Consider the following 9199-nt stretch of genomic DNA (forward strand, 5'->3'; position numbering starts at 1 on the left):
CACTCCACGTTTATTTTGCTTTCGCAGACTTTTCAGCAATCACCTTTACTGATCCGCCAGCTTTTTCAATCTTTTCTTTGGCGCTTGCAGAAATTTTTTCAACTTCTACAGTGAGTTTCTTGGAAATTTCACCGTTTCCGAGAACTTTAATTCCGTCAACGATTTTTCCAACCAAACCTTTTTCCTTCAAAGATGTGCGGTTCACAGTTTCGCCGTCAGCAAATTTTGCCTCAAGGTCAACCAAATTGATGATTGCAAATTCCTTTTTAAAAGGTGAATTTGAAAATCCGCGCTGAGCAATACGACGATACAAAGGCATCTGTCCGCCCTCGAATCCAACGTATGGTGTTCCTTTTCCTGAGCGTGACTGCTGACCTTTGTTTCCTTTTCCAGCTGTTGTTCCAAGACCAGAAGAAGATCCGCGACCTACACGCTTAGGTTTTTTATTTGCACCCTCTGGTGCTCTTAAAGTAAAGTCAGCCATTAGTTAATTTCCTCTACTTTTACCAAGTGAGAAACTGCAGCAGCCATGCCTCTTATAGAAGCAGTGTCTTCATGTTCCACACTGGAATTGATTTTTTTAAGGCCAAGGCTACGAACAGTCGCTCTTTTTGCAGGCTTCTGTCCAATAACACTTCTAACAAGGGTAATACGTATCTTTGCCATAATCAGCCCCACATTTCCTTGAGAGTCTTTCCACGGCTCTGTGCTACAGCACGTGCGTCCATAAGATTTGCAACAGCGTCAAATGTGGCACGAACAACATTTACAGATGTGCGAGAACCCTGAGATTTTGAAATAACATCAGTTACTCCAGCCGCATCCAAAACTGCACGGACAGGACCACCGGCAATAATACCAGTACCTGGACAAGCCGGCTTAAGCAATACAGCAGAACTCTTGTACTTTCCAATCATCTCATGCGGAATTGTTCCGTTCTTGAGCGGAAGAGTAATAAGATTTGCTCTTGCTTTTTCAAGGCTCTTTCTGATAGCTTCGGTAACATCGTTAGCCTTACCAAATCCAAAGCCGATGCGTCCTTTCTTGTCGCCAACTACAGTCAATGCCGAAAAAGACATTCTGCGTCCACCTTTTACAGTTTTTGCAGTGCGGTTAAGCTTTACAAGTTTTTCTACAAATTCGTCAGCAGGCTTTTTTTCATAGTTTTTCTGGTGTTCCATAGCCTCTCCTAGAATACAATCCCGGCAGAGCGGGTAGCGTCAGCAAGGGCTTTTACAACACCATGATAAAGGTAACCGTTACGGTCAAACACTACTTTTGTAATGTTCTTTTCCTTGAGGCGTGAACCCAAAGCTTCTCCAAGTTTTGTTGCGCTTTCGACATTTGCCTTGAGCGTAATAAAATCCTTTTCAAGAGTTGAGATGGCGGCAAGAGTTCTGCCTTCATCATCATTAATTACCTGTGCATAAAGGTTACGGCCGCTTTTATACACTGTCAAGCGAGGGCGTTCTGCAGTTCCGTAAACAGACTTACGAATGTGAATCTTTCTATGCAGGCGCTTTCTGTTTTTATCACTAAGTTTCTTGAACATATCAATTCACCTTATTTTACGCCGGTCTTACCGACTTTACGTCTGATAACTTCGTTGTCATAGCGTATACCTTTTCCTTTGTAAGGCTCAGGCTTGCGCAATTTGCGAATCTGTGCGCTGAATTCACCAACCTGCTGCTTGTCAATTCCAGAAATTGTAAGTTTTCCGTCTTTGTCAGCAGTTACAGTAAGTCCTTCAGGAATAACAGCAACGAACTCAGAAGAATATCCGAGGTTCATTATAATTGTTTTTCCCTGAATTTCAGCACGATAACCAACACCTGTAATTATAAGTGTCTTAGAGAAGCCCTGTGTTACTCCCACAACCATGTTGTGAATGAGATTGCGGTACAAACCGTGGCATGCGCTTGCAGCCTTTGTCTCATTTACAGGATTAACAATAACTTCGGCGCCTTTTACTTCAACATTTACAAGACCGTTAATATCCTGCTTAAGCTCGCCCTTTGGACCTTTTACAGTAACCAAATTAGGAGCAACAGTAACAGTAACGCCTGCTGGAATAGCAACAGGAAGTTTTCCAATCTTAGATGCCATTTCTTCCTCCTATTACCATACTTTGCAAATCAACTCGCCGCCGACCATCTTTTCAGAAGCCTTTTTGCCAGTTGTAACACCGCTTGATGTTGAAACGATTAAAGTGCCGTATCCGTTGTAAACGCTAGGCAATTCTCTGTAGCCAGAATAAGCACGGCGGCCTGGTGTAGAAATTTTCTTCATGCCGTGAATAACTGACTTGTTGAAGTCGTCATATTTCAAGAAGATACGGATAATTGTGTGTCCGTTGTCATCCTGAACTTTCTTGAAATTCTTGATATATCCTTCTGTTTTAAGGATTTTTACAATTTCCAGTTTCATCTTAGAAGTAGGAACATCTACTTTTTCATGACCGGCTCTTGCCGCGTTCTGGACTTTTGCAAGCATATCTGCTATTGGGTCTGAAGCTGCCATTTCTATAATCTCCTGTCACTACCAAGATGATTTTGTGACGCCTGGTAAAAGGCCTTCACTTGCTAATTTGCGGAAGCAGATACGACAAATCTTAAACTTACGCAAATATCCATGTGGACGACCGCAAATCTGACACCTATTATATCTACGAGTAGCATATTTTGGTGTACGACTTGCCTTGATAATCATTGATTTCTTAGCCATGAACTTCTTCCTTATTTCCTAAACGGCATTCCAAACTTGGTCAACAGTGCGCGGGCCTCATTGTCTGTGCGTGCGCTTGTAACAATGCTGATGTTCATACCGGCAATCTTAACGATTTTATCGAAATCAATTTCCGGGAAGATAATCTGTTCTGTAATACCAAGAGAGAAATTTCCATGTCCATCAAAACCAGTAGCTTTGATTCCGCGGAAATCCTTTACACGAGGAAGAGCAACATTGATAAGACGATCGAGGAATTCATACATGATATTTCCACGAAGTGTTACCATTGCTCCTACTTCATTGCCTTCACGAAGTTTGAAGTTTGCAATACTTTTCTTAGCTCTTGTTTTAACAGCTTTCTGGCCGGTAATCTGAGTGAGATCTGTAACTGCAGCATCAAGAAGTTTCTTATTCGTGAGAGCTTCGCCAACACCCATGCTTACGACAACTTTTTTTACTGCCGGAATCTGCATTACGGATGTGTATCCGAGCTCCTTGAAGAGCTCTGGAGCGATTTTTTCCTTATAGACTTTCTTAAGCCGTGGTACGTAATTTTCCATTACAGTGCTTCTCCACACTTGCGGCAAACACGAGTTTTCTTGTCGCCATCAAGTTTATATCCTGCTCTGACAGGGCGTCCGCATTTTTTACATACGAGCGCTACATTTGATATGTCCAGAGGTGCTTCGATTTCAGCGATTCCGCCTGCATCCTGCTGGGACTTCCTCTTTATTGCTTTCTTTACAATATTGCAACCGCTTACAATAACACGTCCTTTGTTATTCTTTTCAAATACACGGACGATTGTTCCGCGCTTGCCTTTGTCTTTTCCAGCAATGATTTCAACGTTATCATTCTTATGGATCTTGTATTTATGCTGCATACTGTCCAAGCTCCTTAGAGAACTTCCGGAGCAAGGGATATGATCTTCATAAAGTCCATATCACGAAGCTCGCGAGCCACAGGTCCAAAAATACGTTTTCCCTTTGGATTCTTGTCCGCATCGATAAGAACGCAAGCGTTGTCATCAAAGCGGATATATGTTCCATCTGGACGGCGGTATTCTTTTGCCACACGGACAATTACAGCCTTCTGTACTGAACCTTCTTTAATTGTAGATGTAGGAATCGCTTCCTTTACAGCTACCACAACAATGTCACCAATACCTGCATAGCGGCGGTGTGAGCCACCTAAAACCTTAATGCACTGAACCAATTTAGCTCCGGAGTTATCGGCAACAACCATTTTTGATTGCATCTGAAGCATAGTCTTACTCCTGCCTTATTTGGCTCTCTCGATTATTGTATCGAGACGCCAGCATTTTTCTTTGCTGATCGGACTGCATTCTACGATGCGAACTGTATCTCCAATATGAGCCTCGTTCTTTTCATCGTGGGCCTTGCATTTCTTGGTCCGTGTAACATATTTTTTGTAAAGGCGGTCCATCTTTTTCTTATCAATAGAAACAACGATAGTCTTATCCATCTTGTCGCTAGTGACGATACCTACGAATGAACGTTTTGCACCTTTTTTCTGCACATTCTGTTCTTCCACGGGTCAGCTCCTAGTTTTTTGCAGCAATAGCTTCAGCAGCAGCCGCTCTGAATTTTGCCAGATCCTGCTGATGAATAAGCGTATTAAGGCGCGCAATTTCATGGCGCATTGTACGCTTCTGCATTGGATTATCTACATGTCCAATTACGCTCTGAAAGCGAAAGTCCATGTACTGTTTTTTAAGTTCATTGCGCTTTGCAACGAGTTCATCATAAGAAAGATCTTTATCCTTTTTTTTCTTCGAATCAGCCATTTCTTACTCCTTACTCGACTGTTGGGCGGAATGCCACTTTTGTTTTAATTGGAAGTTTGCTTGCAGCAAGATGCATTGCTTTTTCAGCAAGCTTTTTGTCTACTCCGCCAACTTCAAATAAAATCATACCTGGTTTAATAACAGCGGCCCAGAATTCAGGCGCGCCCTTACCTTTTCCCATACGAGTATCAGCCGGCTTCTTTGAAACAGGCTTGTCTGGGAAAACGCGTGTCCAAAGGTTACCCTGACGGTTAATGCAACGGTTAATGGCAACACGAGCAGCTTCAATATGTTTTGCATTCAACCAAACCGGCTCCATTGCAACAAGCGCTATATCACCAAAGTCAACATAGTTAGTGCGTGTAGCATTGCCTGTTGGACGACCACGCTGAACTTTGCGGTGCGCAACTCTTTTAGGACTAAGCATTTTCTACTTTTCCTCCCTCAGCTTTTGGGGAACGAGCAGACTTACGGTCGCCATTAGAGCGGTCACGACGAGGCTTTCTTACAATATCACCTGCATCTTCATTCTGCTCACGTCCGTAATTCATTCCGTTGTAGACCCATACTTTAATGCCGATCTTACCATAAGTAGTAAGAGCTTCATAAGTACCATAATCGATGTCAGCACGAAGAGTATGAAGAGGAACGCGTCCTTCCTTAAGCTCTTCTGAACGTGTCATGTCAGCTCCGCCAAGACGGCCAGAGATACGGATTTTTATACCCTGAGCTCCGCCCTTCATAGCATTTGAAGCAGACTGCTTGAGAGCCTTGCGGAAAGAACCACGGCCAGCAAGCTGACGGCCTACATTCTGCGCAATAAGAGAAGCGTTGATTTCAGGACGTTTGATTTCCTTAATCTTAATCTGAACTTTCTTTGTCAGCTGCTTCTGAATATCTGCGCTGATTTTTTCAATAGTAGCGCCTTTAACACCAATAATAACACCCGGGCGTGCTGTGTGAATTACAATAGTAACACGCTGCGGATGACGAACAATTTCAATTTCAGCAATATCTGCGTTCTTGCATTCAGGAAGAGATCCAACAAGCTTGCGGATTTTCATATCTTCCAAGAACAAGTCTGCATATTCACGAGAATCTGCATACCAACGAGACTGCCAAGTTTTGTTTACACCAAGGCGTAAACCGATAGGATTAACTTTCTGACCCACTTTATTTTCCCGCCTTTTCGTCAACTACAACAGTGATATGACACATCCGCTTCAAGAGCTGATCAGCACGTCCGCGTCCACGGAACCATACTCTTTTAAGTCTTGGACCTTCGTCAATACGAATTTCCTTAATGTAGAGCATATCTTCATCAAGTTGCTTATTCTTATTGAGAGCATTCGCTACTGCAGATTTTAATGTTCCGCTGATAAGACGAGCGCCTTTCTGCGGCATTACATCAAGAATAGCCATAGCTTCAGAGCAAGACTTTGTCTTTACAACATTAGCTACAGGACGAACCTTTGTAGGAGATGCAATGAGAAATTTAGTTGTGGCTACATAACCTTTCTTTTCAGCCATAATATCCACTCCTATTATTTACCAGCTGATTTGTCTGAACCGCCATGTCCCTTGAATGTGCGTGTTGCAGCAAACTCGCCAAGCTTGTGGCCTACCAAGTTTTCTGTAATGTACACAGGAATCCATGACTTACCGTTGTGCACTGAAATAGTATTTCCTACCATTTCAGGGATGATTGTTGAGCAGCGGGAATAAGTTTTAATCATTTTCTTATCAGCTGCTGATGCTTTGTTCATTTCTAAAACCTTTTTGTAAAGAGATTTCTCTATAAAAGGTCCTTTCTTAACTGATCTTGACACGATTAACTCCTACCCTACTTCTTGCGGCGACTAATAATGAAACGACTAGAAGTCTTTCTCTTATTGCGTGTTTTATAACCACGGCAAGGCTGTCCCCAAGGAGTAACAGGCTGATGTCCTTTTCCAGCGCCTTCACCACCACCAAGCGGATGATCAACAGGGTTCATTGCCATACCACGTACAGTCGGGCGAATACCACGCCATCTGTTGCGTCCAGCTTTACCAAGCTTAGTATTCATGCGGTCTTCATTTCCAACAATACCGATTGTTGCATAGCACTTTCTGTGAATACGGCGAAGCTCTCCTGAAGGAAGCTTTATAGTTACGTAATCACCTTCTTTTGCAGCAACAAGAGCTCCTGTTCCAGCTGAACGAACAAGCTGTCCGCCACGGCCAAGAGTAAGCTCAATATTGTGTACAGTGAATCCGATTGGAATAACATCCAGTGGAAGAGCATTAGCTACAGTAGGAGCTGCATTTTCACCAGACATAATTTTCTGTCCAACTGTAAGACCTTTTGGAGCAATGATGTAGCGTTTTTCACCATCAGCATAAGCAATCAAAGCAATGTTTGCACTGCGGAATGGATCATATTCAATTGTCTTTACAGTTCCAGGAATACCATGCTTATCGCGTCTAAAATCGATTTCACGGTATTTTCTTTTATGACCGCCGCCCTGATGACGTACAGAAATACGTCCGCCTGCGCCACGACCAGCTTTTGATTTGCGGCCATGAGTCAAGCTCTTTTCGGGTTTATCGGCTGTCAATTCTTCGCGAACCAAGTCAACACGGCCGCGTGTACCTTTTGAATAAGGCTTGTATATCTTAAGAGCCATATGGTTCCCCTTACTTACAGTTCAAAGGCTTAAACACCTTCAAACACCTTGATTGTTTCGCCAGCGGCAAGCTTTACGATTGCTTTTTTGTAGCCAGCAGTTCTTCCAGGTCTTCCGCGAAGACGCTTGATTTTTCCTTTTACATTGATAGTTTTGCAGTCTTCAACATTTACATTAAAAAGCTTGCGTACAGCTTCTTTAATCTGAAACTTTGTAGCTGCAGGATCAACAATAAAAGTATATTTATTCTGTTCACGGAGTGCTGTTGCTTTTTCAGAAAGAACAGGTTTAATAAGAACATCATTGAATGTCATTATTTTGCCTCCTTGTCTTCAGCATAGAAATCAGAAAGATTTTTTGCAGCACCTTCAAGCATGATGATTTTTCTTCCGTAGAAGAGATCATGCGCACGAAGACGGTTGTAAGAGAGGAAATAAACATTCGGAAGGTTTCTTCCTGCCTGCTTGATTTTTGCATCGTCATCTTTAAGGAGAATAACAGTGCGCTCGTCTTTTACAAAATTCTTAAGGATTTTTACCAAGTCCTTTGTCTTTCCGCTTTCAATAGTAAAATCTTCAACAACAGTAAGTCTGTCTGCCTGAGCCTGAAGACTCAAGATAGACTTCATTGCGAGACGTTTTTCTTTCTTTGGAATTGCATAGCTGTAATCACGTGGTTTCGGTCCAAAAATTGTACCACCGCCAACTGTAATTGGAGATTTTTTATCACCACGACGTGCATTACCAGTTCCCTTCTGCTTGTAAGGCTTAGCATTGCTGCCATGAACTTCTGCACGTGTTTTTGTACATGCTGTTCCAACACGTTTATTTGCTAATTCGTTAGTGATGGCATAGTAAATAACATCTTCGTTAATTGGAAGTCCGAAAATTTTGTCATCAAGATTGATAGTCCTGAGTTCTTTGCCATCGATTGAATAGACTTTCTTTTCCATACTATTCCTCGACCTTATTTCTTAACCGCAGCCTTAACGATAAGAGTACAGTTTCTTACACCAGGAACTGCACCACGAACCATCAAAACATTGAGCTCAGGGTCAACTTTCACAACCTTGAGGTTTTGTACTGTAACGCGATCAAACCCCATGCGGCCAGGCATCTTAACATTTTTAAGACAATGTCCCGGAGTTGTACAGCATCCAGTGCCGCCAGCTTCACGATGGAATTTTGAACCGTGTGTAGCACGTCCGCCGTGGAAGCCCCATCTCTTCATTACACCCTGAAAACCTTTACCCTTTGAGGTAGCAGTTACGTCGATGAAACGAACCTTTTCAAACAATTCTACACCAATCTGGTCGCCAACTTTAACTTCACCTTCAAAGTCTCTGAATTCTTTAAGATGACGCTTTGGTGTAATGTTCTCTGGAAACTGCTTTGCGTATGGCTTTGTAATCTTGTGAGGCTTCAAATCCTCAAGTCCAAGGACAACAGCTTCATAGCCGCACTTTTCCTGTGTCTTTGTAGCAACAACAGTGTTTGGCTCGACGCGGATCACGGTTACTGGTGTCAGATTGCCGTTTTCATCGAAAACCTGTGTCATTCCTACTTTTTTTGCTATCAGACCTTTCATCTGAATCTCCTAAACTTGGCCGCCATCCCCGATCCAAGGGGACCGTTACCTTTATTTTACAGAAACCGAATTCTATTCCGATTACTGCTTAATTTCTACATCAACACCTGCTGGAAGTTCAAGTTTCATCAAAGAATCCATTACTTCTGAACTCGGTTCAAAAATGTCAATAAGGCGTTTGTGAGTTCTCATTTCAAACTGTTCACGTGACTTCTTGTTAACGAAAGGTGAACGGAGAACTGTAACTTTATTGATTCTTGTTGGAAGCGGAATTGGTCCTGAAACCTTTGCTCCTGCCTTCTGAACCTGCTGCACGATGTCTTTTGCGCTCTGATCGATAAGAGCTACGTCAAAAGCACGAAGTCTTACACGAATCTTGCCATTTGCCATGATATTCTCCAAATAGGGCA

The 9199-nt window shown here is 42.6% G+C and carries 21 protein-coding genes; all 21 read right to left on the reverse strand.

The window, feature by feature from the left end; translation table 11 throughout:
• Positions 1-10: 10 nt before the first annotated feature.
• The 21 genes from rplO to rpsJ all read right to left on the reverse strand — a co-directional run bounded on the left by rplO (position 11) and on the right by rpsJ (position 9179).
• On the reverse strand, positions 11-484 hold the full coding sequence (gene rplO, locus B3209_RS09820) for a 50S ribosomal protein L15 (RefSeq protein ID WP_294014524.1): 474 nt from the start codon (positions 482-484) through the stop codon (positions 11-13).
• Positions 484-666 (reverse strand): 50S ribosomal protein L30, encoded by a 183-nt coding sequence (gene rpmD / locus B3209_RS09825; protein ID WP_013702550.1) that lies wholly within the window; start codon positions 664-666, stop codon positions 484-486. Before rpmD ends, rplO begins: the two co-directional genes overlap by 1 nt.
• Positions 667-668: 2 nt before the next feature.
• Positions 669-1181, reverse strand: a complete 513-nt coding sequence (gene rpsE / locus B3209_RS09830; protein WP_013702551.1) for a 30S ribosomal protein S5 — start codon at positions 1179-1181, stop codon at positions 669-671.
• Positions 1182-1189: 8 nt separating this feature from the next.
• Positions 1190-1552 carry a 50S ribosomal protein L18 gene (gene rplR, locus B3209_RS09835; RefSeq protein ID WP_013702552.1) on the reverse strand — a complete coding sequence of 121 codons (363 nt, stop codon included), beginning with the start codon at positions 1550-1552 and terminating at the stop codon, positions 1190-1192.
• An 11-nt stretch (positions 1553-1563) separates the two neighbouring features.
• Positions 1564-2106 carry a 50S ribosomal protein L6 gene (rplF, locus tag B3209_RS09840; protein WP_296662299.1) on the reverse strand — a complete coding sequence of 181 codons (543 nt, stop codon included), beginning with the start codon at positions 2104-2106 and terminating at the stop codon, positions 1564-1566.
• Positions 2107-2118: 12 nt separating this feature from the next.
• Complete coding sequence (rpsH, locus tag B3209_RS09845) at positions 2119-2520, reverse strand: 30S ribosomal protein S8 (RefSeq protein WP_295795674.1); 402 nt, start codon at positions 2518-2520, stop codon at positions 2119-2121.
• An 18-nt stretch (positions 2521-2538) separates the two neighbouring features.
• Complete coding sequence (locus B3209_RS09850) at positions 2539-2724, reverse strand: type Z 30S ribosomal protein S14 (protein ID WP_294014533.1); 186 nt, start codon at positions 2722-2724, stop codon at positions 2539-2541.
• 11 nt (positions 2725-2735) lie between these two features.
• Positions 2736-3287, reverse strand: coding sequence for a 50S ribosomal protein L5 (gene rplE, locus B3209_RS09855; RefSeq protein WP_013702556.1), 552 nt, complete (start codon positions 3285-3287; stop codon positions 2736-2738).
• Positions 3287-3610 (reverse strand): 50S ribosomal protein L24, encoded by a 324-nt coding sequence (rplX, locus tag B3209_RS09860; protein ID WP_013702557.1) that lies wholly within the window; start codon positions 3608-3610, stop codon positions 3287-3289. The genes rplE and rplX overlap by 1 nt, the downstream gene beginning before the upstream one ends.
• 14 nt (positions 3611-3624) lie before the next feature.
• Positions 3625-3993, reverse strand: a complete 369-nt coding sequence (gene rplN, locus B3209_RS09865) for a 50S ribosomal protein L14 (RefSeq protein WP_294014536.1) — start codon at positions 3991-3993, stop codon at positions 3625-3627.
• Between the two features lie 15 nt (positions 3994-4008).
• The gene (rpsQ, locus tag B3209_RS09870; protein ID WP_013702559.1) at positions 4009-4281 is read right to left on the reverse strand and encodes a 30S ribosomal protein S17; all 273 of its coding nucleotides are present in this window, start codon (positions 4279-4281) and stop codon (positions 4009-4011) included.
• Positions 4282-4291: 10 nt separating this feature from the next.
• Positions 4292-4534 (reverse strand): 50S ribosomal protein L29, encoded by a 243-nt coding sequence (gene rpmC, locus B3209_RS09875; protein WP_013702560.1) that lies wholly within the window; start codon positions 4532-4534, stop codon positions 4292-4294.
• Between the two features lie 10 nt (positions 4535-4544).
• On the reverse strand, positions 4545-4961 hold the full coding sequence (gene rplP / locus B3209_RS09880) for a 50S ribosomal protein L16 (RefSeq protein WP_013702561.1): 417 nt from the start codon (positions 4959-4961) through the stop codon (positions 4545-4547).
• On the reverse strand, positions 4954-5706 hold the full coding sequence (gene rpsC, locus B3209_RS09885; RefSeq protein WP_013702562.1) for a 30S ribosomal protein S3: 753 nt from the start codon (positions 5704-5706) through the stop codon (positions 4954-4956). Before rpsC ends, rplP begins: the two co-directional genes overlap by 8 nt.
• Position 5707: 1 nt before the next feature.
• Positions 5708-6064, reverse strand: coding sequence for a 50S ribosomal protein L22 (rplV, locus tag B3209_RS09890; RefSeq protein ID WP_013702563.1), 357 nt, complete (start codon positions 6062-6064; stop codon positions 5708-5710).
• A gap of 14 nt (positions 6065-6078) precedes the next feature.
• Positions 6079-6363 (reverse strand): 30S ribosomal protein S19, encoded by a 285-nt coding sequence (gene rpsS / locus B3209_RS09895; RefSeq protein ID WP_013702564.1) that lies wholly within the window; start codon positions 6361-6363, stop codon positions 6079-6081.
• Between the two features lie 14 nt (positions 6364-6377).
• Positions 6378-7202 (reverse strand): 50S ribosomal protein L2, encoded by an 825-nt coding sequence (gene rplB, locus B3209_RS09900; RefSeq protein ID WP_013702565.1) that lies wholly within the window; start codon positions 7200-7202, stop codon positions 6378-6380.
• Positions 7203-7231: 29 nt separating this feature from the next.
• Positions 7232-7516 carry a 50S ribosomal protein L23 gene (locus B3209_RS09905; protein WP_013702566.1) on the reverse strand — a complete coding sequence of 95 codons (285 nt, stop codon included), beginning with the start codon at positions 7514-7516 and terminating at the stop codon, positions 7232-7234.
• On the reverse strand, positions 7516-8154 hold the full coding sequence (gene rplD, locus B3209_RS09910; protein ID WP_277078684.1) for a 50S ribosomal protein L4: 639 nt from the start codon (positions 8152-8154) through the stop codon (positions 7516-7518). Before rplD ends, B3209_RS09905 begins: the two co-directional genes overlap by 1 nt.
• Positions 8155-8168: 14 nt before the next feature.
• Positions 8169-8789 (reverse strand): 50S ribosomal protein L3, encoded by a 621-nt coding sequence (gene rplC, locus B3209_RS09915; protein ID WP_013702568.1) that lies wholly within the window; start codon positions 8787-8789, stop codon positions 8169-8171.
• Between the two features lie 81 nt (positions 8790-8870).
• Complete coding sequence (gene rpsJ / locus B3209_RS09920) at positions 8871-9179, reverse strand: 30S ribosomal protein S10 (protein WP_013702569.1); 309 nt, start codon at positions 9177-9179, stop codon at positions 8871-8873.
• Positions 9180-9199 lie beyond the last annotated feature (20 nt).

The organism is Treponema sp. UBA6852, assembly GCA_002449305.1.
Taxonomy (GTDB): domain Bacteria; phylum Spirochaetota; class Spirochaetia; order Treponematales; family Treponemataceae; genus Treponema_D.

Coding starts and splice junctions, on each gene's coding strand:
- rplO (WP_294014524.1), bottom strand. CDS start 484: ATGGCTGACTTTACTTTAAGAGCACCAGAGGGTGCAAATAAAAAACCT.
- rpmD (WP_013702550.1), bottom strand. CDS start 666: ATGGCAAAGATACGTATTACCCTTGTTAGAAGTGTTATTGGACAGAAG.
- rpsE (WP_013702551.1), bottom strand. CDS start 1,181: ATGGAACACCAGAAAAACTATGAAAAAAAGCCTGCTGACGAATTTGTA.
- rplR (WP_013702552.1), bottom strand. CDS start 1,552: ATGTTCAAGAAACTTAGTGATAAAAACAGAAAGCGCCTGCATAGAAAG.
- rplF (WP_296662299.1), bottom strand. CDS start 2,106: ATGGCATCTAAGATTGGAAAACTTCCTGTTGCTATTCCAGCAGGCGTT.
- rpsH (WP_295795674.1), bottom strand. CDS start 2,520: ATGGCAGCTTCAGACCCAATAGCAGATATGCTTGCAAAAGTCCAGAAC.
- B3209_RS09850 (WP_294014533.1), bottom strand. CDS start 2,724: ATGGCTAAGAAATCAATGATTATCAAGGCAAGTCGTACACCAAAATAT.
- rplE (WP_013702556.1), bottom strand. CDS start 3,287: ATGGAAAATTACGTACCACGGCTTAAGAAAGTCTATAAGGAAAAAATC.
- rplX (WP_013702557.1), bottom strand. CDS start 3,610: ATGCAGCATAAATACAAGATCCATAAGAATGATAACGTTGAAATCATT.
- rplN (WP_294014536.1), bottom strand. CDS start 3,993: ATGCTTCAGATGCAATCAAAAATGGTTGTTGCCGATAACTCCGGAGCT.
- rpmC (WP_013702560.1), bottom strand. CDS start 4,534: ATGGCTGATTCGAAGAAAAAAAAGGATAAAGATCTTTCTTATGATGAA.
- rplP (WP_013702561.1), bottom strand. CDS start 4,961: ATGCTTAGTCCTAAAAGAGTTGCGCACCGCAAAGTTCAGCGTGGTCGT.
- rplV (WP_013702563.1), bottom strand. CDS start 6,064: ATGGCTGAAAAGAAAGGTTATGTAGCCACAACTAAATTTCTCATTGCA.
- rplB (WP_013702565.1), bottom strand. CDS start 7,202: ATGGCTCTTAAGATATACAAGCCTTATTCAAAAGGTACACGCGGCCGT.
- B3209_RS09905 (WP_013702566.1), bottom strand. CDS start 7,516: ATGACATTCAATGATGTTCTTATTAAACCTGTTCTTTCTGAAAAAGCA.
- rplD (WP_277078684.1), bottom strand. CDS start 8,154: ATGGAAAAGAAAGTCTATTCAATCGATGGCAAAGAACTCAGGACTATC.
- rplC (WP_013702568.1), bottom strand. CDS start 8,789: ATGAAAGGTCTGATAGCAAAAAAAGTAGGAATGACACAGGTTTTCGAT.
- rpsJ (WP_013702569.1), bottom strand. CDS start 9,179: ATGGCAAATGGCAAGATTCGTGTAAGACTTCGTGCTTTTGACGTAGCT.